Source organism: Ruegeria sp. BHSC029 (assembly GCF_059613085.1).
The window spans coordinates 531702-546621 of sequence record NZ_JBXWRU010000001.1 but is presented as its reverse complement, the minus strand read 5'-3'; the positions used below and the strand labels follow the sequence as shown (position 1 = coordinate 546621).

Below are 14920 nucleotides of genomic sequence, written 5' to 3'. Positions count from 1 at the left end.
GTCATGAGCAACGAACTGCTTGCCGAAGTCGTCTCTGCTTTGCCGATGCCCGCATTGATGGTCGATCAGACCGAGCGGATCATCGCCTCGAACGCGGATGCGCGTGCGCTGTTGGGCCGAAACATCGACGGTCGCCATTTTGCGACGATCCTGCGACAGCCGCAGGTCATCGAAGCGATGGAGAAAAGCTTGCGGAGCAAGGGGCCGGCCAACAGCCGGCATCTGGCGAACGACGGCGCACAGGACACTGCGTTTCAGGTCCACTGTCGGTACATGCAGGGCGTTGGCGCGGTTTCCGGTGGCGCGGTTCTGGCAACGTTCATGGATGTGACCCACCTTGAACAGGCCAGCCAGATGCGCCGTGACTTCGTTGCCAATGTCAGCCACGAACTTCGTACCCCACTGACCGCTCTGATGGGCTTCATCGAGACCTTGCAAGGACCGGCGAAGGATGACGCGGCGGCCCGGGACAGATTCCTGAAGATCATGACAGCCGAGGCCAACCGGATGAATCGCCTGGTCGGTGACCTGCTGTCCTTGAATCGGGTCGAGAGCGAAGAGCGCATTCGGCCAAGGCAGCAGATTGAACTGATCGAGCTGCTGCGCGTGACGCTCGAGACGTTGCGCCCCTTGGCGGATGATGCGGGCGTTTGCCTGTCTCTGAGCGCCCCGGATAACCCCGTTCGCCTTCCGGGCGACAATGACCAGCTGCGGCAGGTCTTCACCAACCTGATTGAAAACGCGATCAAATATGGCGGCAGCGGTGGCGGTGTCGATGTGCAAGTGACGGTTTCAGATCAGGATACCGCGATCCGGGGACCGGCCGCCCGGGTGAGGGTCATCGACAAGGGCCCTGGCATCGATCCGGTTCATCTGCCTCGACTTACCGAACGGTTTTACCGCGCAGACAGCCACCGCTCGCGCGAGTTGGGGGGGACGGGGCTGGGCCTGGCTATCGTCAAGCACATCATCAACCGCCACCGCGGTCGGTTGCGGGTGGAAAGTGATTTGGGAAAGGGCGCGGTGTTCACCGTCATTTTGCCCATGTAAGACTGGCGCGTGATAGGCTAGGAACGGTCAAGCCGAGTACTCGGACCAAAAAACGAAGGACCCGCCACCCGTGGATAGCGCATTGGAAACCGAAACCCTCAAGGTCTCAGCCAGGAACGTGAACGTGTTCTATGGTGACACGCACGCCATCAAGGACGTGAATGTAGAAATCCAGGACAAGACCGTTACGGCGTTCATTGGGCCCTCGGGGTGCGGCAAGTCTACCTTTTTGCGGTGTCTGAACCGGATGAACGACACCATCGACATCTGTCGGGTCGAGGGTGAAATCCGCCTGGATGGGGAAGACATCTATGACAAGCGGATCGACCCCGTGCAACTGCGCGCCAAGGTCGGCATGGTGTTTCAGAAACCCAACCCTTTTCCAAAGTCGATCTATGACAACATCGCATACGGCCCGCGCATTCATGGTCTGGCCAAGACAAAGGCCGAACTTGACGAGATCGTCGAGAAATCCTTGCGCCGCGGCGCCATCTGGGACGAGGTGAAGGATCGCCTGGGTGCCCCTGGTACTGGTTTGTCAGGAGGGCAACAACAGCGCCTGTGTATCGCACGCGCCATCGCCACGGCACCCGAAGTTCTGTTGATGGACGAGCCCTGTTCGGCACTGGACCCGATTGCCACCGCCCAGGTCGAAGAGCTGATCGATGAACTGCGTGAGAGGTTTTCGGTCGTGATCGTCACCCATTCGATGCAACAGGCGGCGCGCGTCAGCCAGAAAACGGCGTTTTTTCACTTGGGCAATCTTGTCGAGTTCGGTGATACCGCCCAAATCTTCACCAACCCCGAAGACCCGCGTACCGAAAGCTACATCACCGGCCGCATCGGCTGAGAACAGGTAAAAGACCATGAGCGAACAACATATTGCATCTGCCTTCGACCGCGATCTTGAGGCGGTTCAAGCCCACATCATGAAAATGGGTGGTCTGGTCGAGGCCGCGATCACAGGTGCGGCCCGTTCGCTGGAAACGCGGGACGAGGAACTGGCGCAGCAGGTGCGGCAGGGCGACAAGGCCATCGATGCGCTTGAGGACCTGATCAATGAGGAAACCGCCCGGGTAATCGCTCTGCGGGCGCCCACCGCCGGCGACCTGCGGTTGGTGCTGTCCGTTCTCAAGGTTTCGGCCAACCTGGAACGCATCGGCGATTACGCAAAGAACATCGCCAAGCGCACCACCATTTTGGTCGAGGCCAACCAGATCGGCGGCAGCACCGCCGCACTGCGCCGCATGGCGCGTGAGGTTGAGCGGATGCTGCGTGACGCATTGGACGCCTATATTCAAAGGGATGCTGAGCTGGCCCGTGACGTTATCGATCGGGACCAGGAGGTGGACCAGATGTACAACGGCCTGTTCCGCGAGTTGCTGACCTTCATGGCTGAAGACCCGCGCAACATCACGGCCTGCATGCATCTGCATTTCATCGCCAAGAACATCGAGCGGATGGGCGACCACGTCACTGCCATCGCCGAACAGGTGATCTATCTGGTGACCGGCGAACGGCCGACCGAAGCCCGCCCGAAAGCAGACAACACCTCGCAATCTCTGTAAGTGGTGGCCGGCATGCCAATGGGCCAGCCGACTATCCTGATCGTCGATGATGAGCCCGCACTGCGCGAGGTGCTGGCGTACAACATGCAGTCCGCCGGGTACGAAGTGGTTCAGGCGGCAAGCGGCGAAGAAGCCCTGGTGCTGGTCCAAGAGGTGGCGCCTGATCTGATCGTGCTTGACTGGATGATGCCCAATCTCAGTGGGATTGAGCTGTGTCGTCAGCTAAAGGCACGCCCGCAGACCCGCGCGATTCCGATCATCATGCTGTCGGCGCGGTCCGATGAGCGGGACAAGGTGCGCGGTTTGGAGACGGGGGCCGATGATTATGTGGCCAAACCGTATTCGATGGCGGAACTGATGGCGCGAATCCGAGCTCAACTGCGTCGGGTACGCCCGGCGGCGGCTGCGGAAACCCTGGAATATCACGACATCGTCGTGGACCTCGAAAGCCACAAGGCCAGTCGGGCGGGCAAGCCGCTCCGGATGGGGCCAACCGAATTCCGGCTGCTGTGCACCTTCATGGAGAAGCCGGGGCGCGTGTTCAGTCGCGATCAGCTATTGGACCGTGCCTGGGGGCGCGACGTCTATGTCGATTCCCGCACCGTGGATGTCCATATTGGTCGACTGCGCAAGGCGTTGACGGCGTTTGGCGGAGCCGACCCCCTTCGAACGGTTCGAGGTGCTGGATACGCGCTGGATTAGCCTATCTGGGCAGAGTTTCGTCGTTTTGGGCCTGAGACGCCAACCAGTGACGGAAGTGCCGAAGTGTCGGATCTTCGGACTTTGAGCTTGACCAGACCAGATAATAGGCCCCCATGGTTTCAACCGGATCCTTGCAGGCTGCAACAAGTCTGCCGGTCGCCAGGTCTTGCTCGATCAGATAGTTGGGCAGCAGGGCGACGCCCAGCCCATGCAGGGCGGCTTGATTGATGGTCGTGAATTGATCGTGCACCGTGCCGGGCAGGGCGCCTGTATGCGGAACGCCCATTTGCTTGAACCAGTCTTGCCAGGCGCGCGGGCGGGTCTGGATGTGAAGCAGGGGCAGTTTCAGCAATTCGCGCGGATCGTCCGGCGCGCCTCCTGGCAGCAGCGAGGGTGCGCATACCGGCAGAACCCTTTCCACCTTCAGCAGCAAGCGCTCGGTGCCGGGCCAATCCGGTTCCCCGAAATGTAACGCGGCATCAAAGGGTTCCGATGAGAAGTTGAACGGCCTCAGACGCGTGGACATGTTGATCGTGATGTCAGGATGCAAACGGGCGAAATCCGGCAGCCGTGGCACCAGCCAACGCATTCCGAATGTCGGCAGGATTGCCAGATTCAGCGTTCCACCCACTGGCGCGACGTGCAGTTTCAGGGAAGCCTGCGCAATTTGGTTCAGACCTTGTCGAATTTCCGCGACATAGTCCTGCGCCACCGGCGTCAACGCCAATCGCTTTTTGTCACGCAGAATGAGTTGCACGCCCAGTTGGGTCTCGAGCGTCTGCAGTTGCCGGCTGACGGCGCTCTGGGTCAGCGCAAGCTCTTCCGCGGCGGCCGAGGCGGACCCCAGCCTGTCCAATGCTTCGAGCGCGCGAAGCGAAGAAATTGACGGAAAAAGTCGACGAGGAGTATCCATCTATGCGTTTTACTCATGAAAACTTGCAAATGTCTCGCTGTTTTTTGCGTAAATTGCAGGGTAGGGTGCGTATGAACTTCAGTTTGGAGCCAGAAGATGAACGCCCCCGACACCAAACCTGCATTGCGCGCAAAGGATGCGCCTGATCTTGGCCGCTTTACCTGGGACGATCCGTTCCGCCTGTCTGATCAACTGACCGAGGATGAACGCCTGATCGCCGACAGCGCGCGTGCGTATGCGCAGGAAAAGCTGCAGCCTCGGGTAACTCAGGCGTTTCAGAACGAGGAGACCGATCCTGAAATCTTCCGTGAGATGGGCGAAATGGGCCTGCTGGGCACCACCATTCCCGAAGAATACGGCGGGATTGGCGCCGGTTACGTCACCTACGGTCTCGTCGCGCGCGAGGTCGAACGTGTGGATTCCGGCTATCGCTCGATGATGTCGGTGCAAAGCTCGCTGGTGATGTATCCGATCTATGCCTATGGCAGTGAAGAGCAGCGCCGGAAATACCTACCGAAACTGGCCTGTGGTGAATGGATCGGTTGCTTTGGCCTGACCGAACCGGATGCGGGGTCTGATCCGGCGGGCATGAAAACCCGGGCGGAAAAGATCGACGGCGGCTACCGTCTGACCGGCAGCAAGATGTGGATTTCCAACGCGCCAATTGCCGATGTGTTTGTTGTCTGGGCCAAGTCCGATGCGCATGACGGAAAGATCCGCGGCTTCGTACTGGAAAAAGGCGCCAAAGGTCTGAGCGCGCCCAAGATCCAAAACAAGCTTAGCCTGCGCGCGTCAATCACCGGCGAAATCGTGATGGATGGCGTGGAGGTCGACGAAAGTGCCTTGCTGCCGCACGTCCAGGGCCTGAAAGGGCCGTTCGGCTGCCTGAACCGAGCACGCTATGGCATCAGTTGGGGTGTCATGGGGGCCGCAGAATGCTGCTGGCACGCGGCGCGCCAGTATGGATTGGATCGCAAGCAGTTCAATCGTCCTTTGGCGCAGACACAGCTGTTCCAAAAGAAACTGGCGGACATGCAGACCGAAATCGCGTTGGGCTTGCAGGCCAGCCTGACAGTCGGACGGTTGATGGACAATGCCGAAGCAGCGCCTGAGATGATCTCGATCATCAAGCGGAACAATTGCGGCAAGGCGTTGGATATCGCGCGGATGGCGCGGGACATGCATGGTGGCAACGGGATCTCGTTGGAGTTCCAAGTCATTCGCCACATGGTCAACCTTGAGACCGTCAATACCTACGAGGGCACGCATGATGTTCATGCGTTGATCTTGGGGCGGGCGCAGACCGGGTTGCAGGCATTCTACTGATCCGCAGTCCAAAGTTCGCGTAATCGGTATTATGTAAATAAAACTGTGAGACCTGGCACCGCCACGTTCGCATTGGCGGTGCTATTTCAACCTGTTACGGTCCTGTGTGAACCCAAGACAGGATGCGCTGATGGACCTTCAAGGAAAAATCGTAGTTGTTACTGGTGCAGCCCAAGGCATCGGCAAAGGTATGGCGACGCGCTTCGCGGCGGACGGCGCGCGTGTGATCTGTGCGGATATTGATGAAGCCGGCGCCCTAGCAGTCGCCCAGGACATTGGCGGGCATTCGTTCAAATGCGATGTGGCCGACGAACACGATATCCAGCAAATGATCGAAAGCGTTGAATCCAGGATCGGCCCCATTGATCTGTTCTGTGCCAACGCCGGCATTCTGACGCTTGGCGGTCTCGATGTTCCCGATGCGCATTGGGACAGGATCTGGAAGATCAACGTCATGTCTCATGTGTGGACGGCACGACATCTGGTGCCGCGGATGATTGCGCGCGGCGGCGGCTACATATTGATCACGGCTTCCGCTGCGGGGCTGCTCAACCAGCCCGGAGCCGCGCCATACGGAGTCACCAAACATGCGGTGGTTGGTTTCGCGGAATGGCTGGCTTTGACCTATGCCGACAAAGGCATCCGGGTTTCGGTCTTGTGTCCTCAGGCCGTCCGATCGGAAATGACCAAAGGGTTTGAAGACTCAGTTGCCGCGATTGATGGCATGCTTGAACCCGAGGACGTGGCACAGGCTTGTGTCGAGGCCATTGGCACCGAGACCTTTCTGATTCTGCCGCATCCGCAGGTTCTGGATTACATGCGCTTGAAAACCGCCGATTACGACCGTTGGATTTCAGGAATGAACAAGTTGAATCAGCAGTTTGCAGGCGATACCTAGATTTTCTTGCGGGCGCGGCGCAGAAGGCCTTCCTGCGCGACGGAGGCGACCAAGGTACCGTCCTGCGCATAGATTGACCCGCGGTTGAAGCTTCGTCCCTGCCCTGTCCAAGGCGACTCCATGGAATAGAGATGCCAATTCTGGAAATGAACCGGTGCATGAAACCAGATCGCGTGATCCAGGCTCGCGCCATTGATTTCGCCCGTGAACCAGCTCAACCCGTGCGGCCGCATGCCGGAACTCAGCAGCGCCATGTCCGAGGCATAGGCCAGCAACAGGTGTTGGGTCACGTGATCAGCCTGTTCCGCTGCTCCCATGCGGAACCACAGATGGTTTCGGTCGTCGCTTTTCTCGGGCTGGAATATGTCCAAGGGATCAATCTCGCGCACCTCGATCGGACGTTCGCGCAGCAGTTCGGCGCGCAGCCTATCGGGAACGCGGTTCAGGTATTTCTGCCGCAATTCATCGCGGGACGGTTGCGTTTCGGGCGATGGGACATCAGGCATCGCGTGCTGATGGTTCCAGCCTTCATCCTGAATGTGGAACGAGGCCGACATGTTGAGGATCTGCTTGCCGTGCTGGATTGCCACCACGCGCCGTGTGGTGAACGACCCGCCATCCCGCGCGCGATCTACCTGATAGATAACCGGAATTTCCGGATCTCCCGGACGGATGAAATAGGCATGCAGTGAATGGCAAAGGCGGTTTTCGACCGTTCGGTACGCCGCCGACAGAGCCTGCGCAATGACCTGACCACCAAATATCCGCGTGGGCGTTTCACCGCCGGACCCGGTGCCTCGGAACAAGTCTACCTCAAGGCGTTCAATGTCCAGCAAATCCAACAGGATGCGTTCGGCTTCGGTCATTCGACTCTCTCTGGTTCTGTTCGTGATCGGCCTAGCAGGCCCGCGCGGGTCATTCAATGAGGGCGGCGTGAACCAGGGCTTTGAGTTCTGAGCGTGACGGGTAAGAACTGGAGGGCGATAGCTGCGTAAAGAAAACAGCCGACATGTCATTCTTTTGGTCGACCCAGAAAAAGGTCGACGCCATTCCGCCCCAACTGAAATCTCCGACCGATCCGGGGGTACGTGCACGGCCCGGGTCCAAAACCACAGCGCCGCCAAGCCCGAACCCCATGCCGTCCATCGGCTGTTCGGCAAAGCTTTGAGGCCCCAAGGACGCGATGTCGCCCGGCAAGTGGTTGCGCATCATGAAGTCCACCGTGCTCGGGCCCAGCAGTCGTTGATCACCCACTTTCCCTTTTGCGCGTTGATCACCCACTTTCCCTTTTGCGCGCAGCATCTCGGCGAAACGGGCAAAATCGTCGATCGTGCTGACCAGCCCACCACCGCCGGAAAACAGCGTGGCCGCTTCGAATGGCGTGTCTCCGGCCTGATCCACCAATCGCAACGTTTCGCCGCCGGACCTGGCCGCGTTCAGGGCCATCGCGTCTCCCTCGAGCGGTGTGTACAGCGAGGCGAACCGGTCCCCTGCCCCTTTGGGAACCGAAAACCCGGTTTCGGCCATCCCAAGCGGCCCAAAGATCTCATCGGCAAAGAATTGGTCCAAACCCCTGCCGGACACGACTTCGACTACCCGTCCGATAACGTCGATGCCGACCGAATACTCCCAGCGGCTGCCGGGTTGAAACGCCAGCGGCAATGCAGCCACGGCCCGAACCTGATCGGCCAGTGGACCCTGGTCCGGTTTGAACATCAGGTCCTGAGCATCCATCGCGGCGGGAAGAACGCCCGGATTGAACGGATAGCTTAGCCCGCTGGTGTGGGTCAGCAGTTGATGCAGGGTCGGCGGCGTCGAGTCTTCTGTTTGTTCAATGGATTGCGCGTCTTTCCGCAACGCCTTCATTTCGGCGAATTCCGGCAGAAACTCGGATACCGGCGCCTCAAGGTGCATCAGACCTTGTTCTACCAAGATCATCAGCGCTGTCGTGGTCACCGGCTTGGTCATCGAGTAGATGCGAACCAAGGTCTCGCGGTCGTACGGCAAATCACTCTCGAGACTGCGCAATCCGCAATCGTGAAAGAAAACTTCGCGCCCGTGCTGCTTCAACAGAAAGGCGCACCCGGGGTATTTTCGTTCGTCCACATACCTTTGCATCCATGTCTGAATGCGGTTCAGCCTCGTCCGATCAAACTGCATTGGCCGAAATTTCCCCGTTTTTTCTTTCACCTGCGCGCAATCCTGCCGTCCTGTGGCAAAGAAAAACAGCCCTAAAAACACAGCCGGCGAAAACTGCCGGGCGGGCGATCTGCAAGTCTGCTCTCGGCCACGACCCGCGACACTGCTAGACTGACGGCGTTCTGGATTCGTGATTTGCAGCCGTTACCCCTGAATTCGCCACCGGCCGGAGGTGCCAGATGACGCAGAACGTGGAATTCGTATACGACTTTTGCAGCCCGAACGCTTACCTCGCTCATAAGGTTTTGCCAGATCTCGCCGCGCGCCACGGGGCCGCGATTCGCTTTGTGCCCGTTCTTCTGAGCACAGTTTTCAAGGCTACCAACAACCAGAGCCCATTTCGGGCGTTCTCGGAAAATCGGAAGAAATCGGCGTATCTGACCCATGACCTGCACCGCTTTGCGCGGCGGCGCGGCCTGAACTTTCATATGAGCCCCTATTTTCCGCTGAACACGAAATTCGCTATGCGTGGGGCGGTCGCGGCGATGGGAAAATCATGGGAAGACAGATATGTAGACGCCGTTTTTGACGCAATATGGGTGCACGGGCAGAAGATTGACGACCTGAATGTGTTGACCGACATCATTCAGGAACGTGACCTGCCCGTACGAAAAATCCGTGAGGCGATCACTGACGATTTGGCCAAGCAGACCTTGAAGGATCAGACAAAGGCGGCCGTTCGCCGCGGAGTTTTTGGGGTGCCCAGCCTGTTTGTCGGGTCTGAGATGTTTTTTGGTAAGAACAGCCTGGCCAACGTAGAACTTGAACTCGAGGCGTCGCACTGAGGTTTCATGGACGCAGTCCCAATTGCCGGGCGGCATCTATCAGCTTGTGCGCGTGGTCTCCTTCAAGCTCTTCCGGGGTCACGTAAAAGCTGGGCCCGCCGATATTCAATCCAAATACCCGCCCGTCGCTGGCGGTGGACACCGGAACGGAAATGGCATGGACGTCGTCCCGCCACAGAGAATATCCGGTACAATAACCTTGTGTATCGTATTCATCCAACGCGGTTTTTATCGAGTCGCGCAGGTGATTTTCGGGCAGGTTCAGATCGCGTCGAGCAGCGTAAATCGCCGTTTCCCTTTGATCCTCGGTCATGCCAACCAGAATGGCCCGCCCCATGGCCGAGGAGAACAACGGCAGCCGGGATCCGACATGCATGGTAAGCGCCACGTTCTGTGTCGACCTGCTGACCGCGACGTATACGACCTCGGCCCGATGTGCTTCGCCCAGGGCGGCCGTCAGGTACGGATTGGCTCCATCGCGCAGTTCCCTCAGCACCTCGACGGCACGCTCGCATATGTCCGCCGCACCCAGAACTCCGAATCCCAGCCGCAGCACTCCGACGCCAAGCCGATACGAACCGCCTGCGTGATCCTGAACAAGGTAACCCAGTTGGCACAGCGTATGGGTCAACCGCGAGATCGTTGGCTTGGGCAGACCCGTGCGTTCCGCAAAATCCGTGTTGGTCAGGGCCGTTTCGCCGTGGCGAAAGCACCGCAGCAGTTCAAGCCCCCGCGCCAGTGCGGTGACGAAGTTCCGATCCTTGCCAGTGTCGGCGCTTGATGATGTCTCGGATACCACGCCTGCCCCTCTATCCCAGCGCTGCCAGACCATGTTTGGCGAACATCGGCACATAGGCTCCGAATGCACGCGCCCGGGCCGGATCGGAGGCGTTCCCGTCCAGGGCGCGTTTGTAGACGCCCTGGAGAATTCCGGCCATGCGGAAAAAGTTGAACGCGAGATAGAAGCCGAAATTGTCGATGCCCGGTAGTCCGCGCCGCTGACAGTATGAGGCGATGAACTGCTGATCGCTGGGCAGCCCAAGGCTGCTTCGGTCAACACCAGCCAACCCCCGCCCCTCTTTGCCCGGCGGCATCTGCCATTGCATGATTACGGCCGCCAGATCGGCATAGGGATGGCCGATGGTGGACAACTCCCAATCCAGGACCCCGATGCAGCGGGTGCCGTCCCGCTCGAACATCAGATTGTCGATGCGATAGTCGCCATGAACCAGCGTTCGTTGGCCATCATCCGCCGGGATCGAGCTTTCCAGCGCGTCGATCAACGCATCCATGTCGGCAACCGTTTCGGTTTCCGAGGCGCGATACTGTTTGGTCCAGCGCGCGATCTGGCGTTCAAAGTAGTTGCCGGTCGGTCCGTAGTCGGACAGGCCCACAGCGTCGATGTCGACCATGTGCAATTCGGCCAGAACCCGGTTCATCTCATCCAGAACAGCGCTGCGGGTTTCGTTGGTTTCGCCCTTCATGGTCGGTTCCAGAAAATTCCGGCCGATAAGACGCTCCATGACATAGAAGGCAGAGCCGATGATGCTGTCATCCTCGCACAGCACGTACATGCGAGGCACCGGTACTTTGCTGTGCGCCAACGCTGTCTGAACACGGAATTCGCGGTCGACCGCGTGGGCGGATTTCAGCAGAACTCCGGGCGGCTTGCGCCGCAGAACATAGGATTTGCCGGGCGTGCGCAGTTCGTAGGTCGGATTGGACTGACCCACCGTGAACTTCGTCGCCTCAAGCGGACCAGCATAGCCTTGCAGGTTGGCGCGCAGATAGGCATCTACGGCGACAAGGTCGAGGGTGTTCGGGTCATCGCTCATGCGATCGGCCTCGCTTGATACTGGGCCGGGGTTCACAGGGCATCGGCAAAGATGTTTCCTCCGGTCAGAACGTTGATACCACCCGAGACCGGAATCACGGCGCCGGTCACGTAACTGCCGCCGCGCCCGCTGAGGAACAGCATACAGCCTGCGATGTCCTCGTCGCGCCCGACACGGCCAAGCGGGACCGACTTGCCCACTTTCTCGCGTTTTTCCTCGTCAGCCGTGGCAAAGGCGGTCATGCGCGAAACGAACGGTCCCGGTGCCAGAGCATTCACAGTCACGCGGTAGGGCGACAGCTCCTTTGCCATGATCTTGGTCAGATGGATGACGGCCGCCTTGGACGCGGAATAGCTGTAGGCGCCATCACCCATCGGAACTTCTCCCATCACCGATGCGACGTTGATTACCCGTGCAGGATCATCGTCCGAGCCCGATTGCATCAGCAGAGGAAGCAGCTTCTGGGTCAGATGAAAGATGCCGGCGACATTCACGGACATGACTTTGTCCCAGGCGTCATAGGGAAACTGTCCCATAGGAGCACCCCACGAAACGCCGGCATTGTTCATAAGGATATCAAGCTTTTGGGTGCGGTTGTTCACCTCTTCGACCAGCGCATCAATACCGGCCTCGCTGCTGACGTCACCGGCAAACCCTTCGGCGGTTCCGGGCGCACCCAGCGCGTTCAGTTCGGCGGCCACAGCTTCGCAGGCTTCGCCCTTGCGCGAGGCGATCAGCACCCGCGCTCCCGCGTGCAGCAGAGCCTCGGCTGCCATCCGACCAATGCCGGTCGCACCACCCGTGACCAGAGCAGTCTTGCCCGCTAGCAAAAATAAGTTCTCCGGTGTCATCAGCCTCTCCCCATAATTCGTTTTTGTTGCGTCCTGAGTTCCATATCAGGTCGGGTCAGTTTCACTATGCAGAATTGCATTTCACATCTGCCTTGACAACATGGTGTCAGGACCCGACCTTCGGGCCAACAAATGGCGAGGATCGGAAAACGAAATGCAAGCATTACTCAGCGTCGCCCCGGGTGGTCCGGAAACACTGGAACTGACCACCCTGCCCGATCCAACGCCCAAAAAGGGTCAGGTGCTGATCCGGGTACGTGCGGCAGGCGTGAATTTTCCGGACACGCTGATCATCCGCGATTTGTACCAGATGAAACCACCGCGCCCCTTCGCGCCCGGAGGGGAGGTGTCGGGCGATGTGATCGCCGTTGGAGATGGTGTTTCCGATCTGAAGGTCGGTGACCGCGTTCTGGCCCTGACAGGTCACGGAGGTTTCGCCGAACAGCTGTGCATTCCGGTCGCCAGCGCCGTTACCATCCCGGAGTCCATGCCGTACGAGGATGCGGCTTGTTTCATTTTCACCTACGGAACGTCCTACCATGCGCTGAAAGATCGCGCCGGGCTCAAGGGCGGTGAGACACTGTTGGTGCTTGGGGCCGCCGGCGGTGTCGGCTCGGCTGCGGTCGAGTTGGGCAAAGCGATGGGCGCGCGTGTGATTGCTGCGGTGTCCACGGAAGACAAAGCTCAGTTCTGCAAGGATTTGGGCGCTGATGAAACGATCGTCTACTCCAAGGAGATGACGCGAGAGGCGCAAAAAGCGTTCTCGGCCGAAGTCAAGAAGCTGGCGGGCGGTGATGGCGTTGACGTGGTCTATGATGCGGTTGGCGGCGACTACGCCGAGCCAGCATTGCGCGCGATGGCCTGGAAGGGGCGGTTTCTGGTCGTTGGTTTTGCGGCCGGTATCCCCAACATCCCGTTGAATCTGCCTTTGCTCAAAGGCTGTGAGATCGTCGGCGTGTTCTGGGGCGCGTCCGTATTCCGCGATCCGGCCGGACATGCCGAAAACTTGCGGGAACTGTTTGCCATGTATCATGGCGGCAAGATCAAGCCGCGTATCAGCGCCCGCTTCTCCTTGCCCCGCGCCGCCGAAGCTTTGGAGATGTTGGGCGACCGGTCGGTTCTCGGCAAAGTTGTCGTGTCCATCGACTAGGAACGACATTCACGGTCGTTTCACCGCCTGTCCCCAAGACCTGACCTGCGCCCGCTCGCCTCATGAGAGCAAAGCCGGTAGACGCGTTTTCAATTCGCGGCTATGAAACAGGTATGGGGACAGAAAAATAATGCGTAGTATTCTTGTATTGAACGGACCGAACCTGAACCTTTTGGGCACACGGCAGCCCGAGGTTTACGGTCATACCACCTTGAAGATGATCGAAGACTTGTGCGTTTCGCATGGCGCATCGATCGGGTTGCGTGTGGAGTGCGCTCAATCAAACCATGAAGGTATGTTGATTGATGCCATCCACGCCGCGCGCGGGACCCATGACGGGATCGTCCTGAATGCCGGCGCGTATACCCACACGTCAATAGCGTTGATGGACGCCATTTCGTCGGCTCAACTGCCGGTGGTCGAGGTTCACCTGTCCAATATCCACGCCCGCGAGGCATTTCGGCACAAGTCCTACATCTCGGCCGTCGCCATCGGGCAGATATGCGGCTTTGGCGCTCAAAGCTATGTTCTGGCGCTGGAAGCGCTGGCCGCGCATCTTCAGGAGGGTGGCGGCGCATGATGACGCTCAAGGAATACCTCAACTTTCTGAGCTATGTAAAAACCCTCGAAGAGCTTTGGGCCGCGCACACCGAACAGATGGCCAAGTATGGTTTTGACCGCCTGTTGTACGGACACACACAATACCGCACCCAAACGTCTTTGGGCGACCCCGAAGACTTCGTGATCCTGACCAATCACTGCAAGGAATACATGGACGGTTTCCTTCGGGATGGTCTCTATTTCCATGCGCCCATGCTGAAATGGGCGCTGGATCACGAAGGGGCCGCAAGCTGGAGCATGATCCGCGAGATGATGTCCAGCGGCACGATGACCAACGAAGAACGCAAGGTGTACGAGTTCAACCGCTCGAAAGGGATCACCGTCGGCTACACGATCAGTTTCACTTCGGTGTCCATGCGGTCGAAGGGGGCAATTTCGCTGGCCGCTCTGAACCGCAGCCAGGACGAGATGGACGAGATGTGGGCTGAGCACGGCGATGATATCCTGCTGATGAACAACATCGCCCACCTCAAAATTCTGACTCTGCCCTACAATCCCCCGAACCGCGCCTTGACCAAGCGGCAGCGAGAGGCTCTGGAATGGGTGGGTGACGGAAAAACGACCCAGGACATTGCCCTGCTGATGGGACTGACTTCGGCGACTGTTGAAAAACACCTCAGGCTGGCGCGCGAGGCTCTCTCTGTCGAGACGACTGCACAGGCGGTTTTGAAGGCTTCGCTGCAGAATCAGATGTTCGTCATGGAGGTCTGAAGCCGCTGTCGCGCGACAGTTGACCTTAGGTAAGGAATACATGACTTCCTAAAACTGCGCAGAAATTGCACATTGATCCTGTTCCGTGAGTGGTGGCTTTAGCCAAGGAACATTTGGACGGATCTTTGTATTGCCAAGGCTCTCCGTTCGCTCTGACAAAGGGCGCTTATTCGTCCGCGTGCCGATGTCGGAAATTTTGGGGGGCCTCGACCATCCCCATCTTGCGGGGCCCTCCAATTACTCCTCTGATCAATCGGAAATTCGCCAAAAAAAAACCGGTCGCGCGTCGCGCAACCGGTTTCGGGTGTTTT

At 58.9% G+C, this 14920-nt stretch carries 16 protein-coding genes; 10 read left to right on the top strand and 6 right to left on the bottom strand.

The window, feature by feature from the left end; all coding sequences use genetic code 11:
* Positions 1-3: 3 nt before the first annotated feature.
* From AC2FML_RS02650 to phoB, 4 genes are all read left to right on the top strand, one after another.
* The gene (locus tag AC2FML_RS02650) at positions 4-1050 is read left to right on the top strand and encodes an ATP-binding protein (RefSeq protein WP_170363459.1); all 1047 of its coding nucleotides are present in this window, start codon (positions 4-6) and stop codon (positions 1048-1050) included.
* 70 nt (positions 1051-1120) lie between these two features.
* The gene (pstB, locus tag AC2FML_RS02645; protein WP_496781861.1) at positions 1121-1900 is read left to right on the top strand and encodes a phosphate ABC transporter ATP-binding protein PstB; all 780 of its coding nucleotides are present in this window, start codon (positions 1121-1123) and stop codon (positions 1898-1900) included.
* 16 nt (positions 1901-1916) lie between these two features.
* Positions 1917-2618, top strand: a complete 702-nt coding sequence (phoU, locus tag AC2FML_RS02640; RefSeq protein ID WP_093962068.1) for a phosphate signaling complex protein PhoU — start codon at positions 1917-1919, stop codon at positions 2616-2618.
* A gap of 12 nt (positions 2619-2630) precedes the next feature.
* Positions 2631-3320, top strand: coding sequence for a phosphate regulon transcriptional regulator PhoB (phoB, locus tag AC2FML_RS02635; protein WP_170437530.1), 690 nt, complete (start codon positions 2631-2633; stop codon positions 3318-3320).
* Position 3321: 1 nt separating this feature from the next.
* Here the strand turns inward: phoB and AC2FML_RS02630 are convergent, their stop codons facing one another.
* Positions 3322-4233, bottom strand: coding sequence for a LysR family transcriptional regulator (locus AC2FML_RS02630; RefSeq protein ID WP_496781860.1), 912 nt, complete (start codon positions 4231-4233; stop codon positions 3322-3324).
* Between the two features lie 96 nt (positions 4234-4329).
* Between AC2FML_RS02630 and AC2FML_RS02625 the strand changes: the two genes are divergently transcribed.
* Together AC2FML_RS02625 and AC2FML_RS02620 are read left to right on the top strand one after the other, a co-directional pair.
* Complete coding sequence (locus AC2FML_RS02625; protein ID WP_496781859.1) at positions 4330-5559, top strand: acyl-CoA dehydrogenase; 1230 nt, start codon at positions 4330-4332, stop codon at positions 5557-5559.
* Positions 5560-5689: 130 nt separating this feature from the next.
* Positions 5690-6457, top strand: a complete 768-nt coding sequence (locus AC2FML_RS02620; protein WP_496781857.1) for an SDR family oxidoreductase — start codon at positions 5690-5692, stop codon at positions 6455-6457.
* Here AC2FML_RS02620 and AC2FML_RS02615 read toward each other — a convergent pair.
* Together AC2FML_RS02615 and AC2FML_RS02610 are read right to left on the bottom strand one after the other, a co-directional pair.
* Complete coding sequence (locus tag AC2FML_RS02615) at positions 6454-7323, bottom strand: acyl-CoA thioesterase (protein WP_170390108.1); 870 nt, start codon at positions 7321-7323, stop codon at positions 6454-6456. The genes AC2FML_RS02620 and AC2FML_RS02615 overlap by 4 nt on opposite strands.
* A 49-nt stretch (positions 7324-7372) precedes the next feature.
* Positions 7373-8617 carry a serine hydrolase domain-containing protein gene (locus AC2FML_RS02610; protein ID WP_496781855.1) on the bottom strand — a complete coding sequence of 415 codons (1245 nt, stop codon included), beginning with the start codon at positions 8615-8617 and terminating at the stop codon, positions 7373-7375.
* A 218-nt stretch (positions 8618-8835) separates the two neighbouring features.
* Here AC2FML_RS02610 and AC2FML_RS02605 point away from each other — a divergent pair, with 218 nt between their 5' ends.
* Positions 8836-9441 (top strand): 2-hydroxychromene-2-carboxylate isomerase, encoded by a 606-nt coding sequence (locus AC2FML_RS02605; RefSeq protein WP_496781853.1) that lies wholly within the window; start codon positions 8836-8838, stop codon positions 9439-9441.
* Positions 9442-9445: 4 nt separating this feature from the next.
* Here AC2FML_RS02605 and AC2FML_RS02600 read toward each other — a convergent pair whose 3' ends face one another.
* Genes AC2FML_RS02600 through AC2FML_RS02590 form a run of 3 tightly spaced genes read right to left on the bottom strand, consistent with a single transcriptional unit; the run spans position 9446 to position 12127 of the window.
* Positions 9446-10240 carry an IclR family transcriptional regulator gene (locus tag AC2FML_RS02600; RefSeq protein WP_496781852.1) on the bottom strand — a complete coding sequence of 265 codons (795 nt, stop codon included), beginning with the start codon at positions 10238-10240 and terminating at the stop codon, positions 9446-9448.
* A gap of 10 nt (positions 10241-10250) precedes the next feature.
* Positions 10251-11276 carry a phosphotransferase gene (locus tag AC2FML_RS02595; protein WP_496781850.1) on the bottom strand — a complete coding sequence of 342 codons (1026 nt, stop codon included), beginning with the start codon at positions 11274-11276 and terminating at the stop codon, positions 10251-10253.
* Between the two features lie 32 nt (positions 11277-11308).
* Complete coding sequence (locus tag AC2FML_RS02590) at positions 11309-12127, bottom strand: SDR family NAD(P)-dependent oxidoreductase (protein WP_496781849.1); 819 nt, start codon at positions 12125-12127, stop codon at positions 11309-11311.
* 154 nt (positions 12128-12281) lie between these two features.
* On the opposite strand from AC2FML_RS02590, the gene AC2FML_RS02585 reads away from it, so the two are divergent.
* The 3 genes from AC2FML_RS02585 (at position 12282) to AC2FML_RS02575 (ending at position 14609) form a co-directional block, all read left to right on the top strand.
* The gene (locus AC2FML_RS02585) at positions 12282-13277 is read left to right on the top strand and encodes an NADPH:quinone oxidoreductase family protein (protein ID WP_496781848.1); all 996 of its coding nucleotides are present in this window, start codon (positions 12282-12284) and stop codon (positions 13275-13277) included.
* 130 nt (positions 13278-13407) lie between these two features.
* The gene (gene aroQ, locus AC2FML_RS02580) at positions 13408-13857 is read left to right on the top strand and encodes a type II 3-dehydroquinate dehydratase (protein ID WP_170390094.1); all 450 of its coding nucleotides are present in this window, start codon (positions 13408-13410) and stop codon (positions 13855-13857) included.
* The gene (locus AC2FML_RS02575) at positions 13857-14609 is read left to right on the top strand and encodes a LuxR family transcriptional regulator (protein ID WP_093962957.1); all 753 of its coding nucleotides are present in this window, start codon (positions 13857-13859) and stop codon (positions 14607-14609) included. The genes aroQ and AC2FML_RS02575 overlap by 1 nt, the downstream gene beginning before the upstream one ends.
* Positions 14610-14920 lie beyond the last annotated feature (311 nt).

Coding starts and splice junctions, on each gene's coding strand:
- aroQ (WP_170390094.1), top strand. CDS start 13,408: ATGCGTAGTATTCTTGTATTGAACGGACCGAACCTGAACCTTTTGGGC.
- AC2FML_RS02590 (WP_496781849.1), bottom strand. CDS start 12,127: ATGACACCGGAGAACTTATTTTTGCTAGCGGGCAAGACTGCTCTGGTC.
- AC2FML_RS02595 (WP_496781850.1), bottom strand. CDS start 11,276: ATGAGCGATGACCCGAACACCCTCGACCTTGTCGCCGTAGATGCCTAT.
- AC2FML_RS02630 (WP_496781860.1), bottom strand. CDS start 4,233: ATGGATACTCCTCGTCGACTTTTTCCGTCAATTTCTTCGCTTCGCGCG.
- AC2FML_RS02620 (WP_496781857.1), top strand. CDS start 5,690: ATGGACCTTCAAGGAAAAATCGTAGTTGTTACTGGTGCAGCCCAAGGC.
- AC2FML_RS02605 (WP_496781853.1), top strand. CDS start 8,836: ATGACGCAGAACGTGGAATTCGTATACGACTTTTGCAGCCCGAACGCT.
- AC2FML_RS02615 (WP_170390108.1), bottom strand. CDS start 7,323: ATGACCGAAGCCGAACGCATCCTGTTGGATTTGCTGGACATTGAACGC.
- AC2FML_RS02625 (WP_496781859.1), top strand. CDS start 4,330: ATGAACGCCCCCGACACCAAACCTGCATTGCGCGCAAAGGATGCGCCT.
- AC2FML_RS02650 (WP_170363459.1), top strand. CDS start 4: ATGAGCAACGAACTGCTTGCCGAAGTCGTCTCTGCTTTGCCGATGCCC.
- phoU (WP_093962068.1), top strand. CDS start 1,917: ATGAGCGAACAACATATTGCATCTGCCTTCGACCGCGATCTTGAGGCG.
- AC2FML_RS02585 (WP_496781848.1), top strand. CDS start 12,282: ATGCAAGCATTACTCAGCGTCGCCCCGGGTGGTCCGGAAACACTGGAA.
- AC2FML_RS02610 (WP_496781855.1), bottom strand. CDS start 8,617: ATGCAGTTTGATCGGACGAGGCTGAACCGCATTCAGACATGGATGCAA.
- AC2FML_RS02575 (WP_093962957.1), top strand. CDS start 13,857: ATGACGCTCAAGGAATACCTCAACTTTCTGAGCTATGTAAAAACCCTC.
- phoB (WP_170437530.1), top strand. CDS start 2,631: ATGCCAATGGGCCAGCCGACTATCCTGATCGTCGATGATGAGCCCGCA.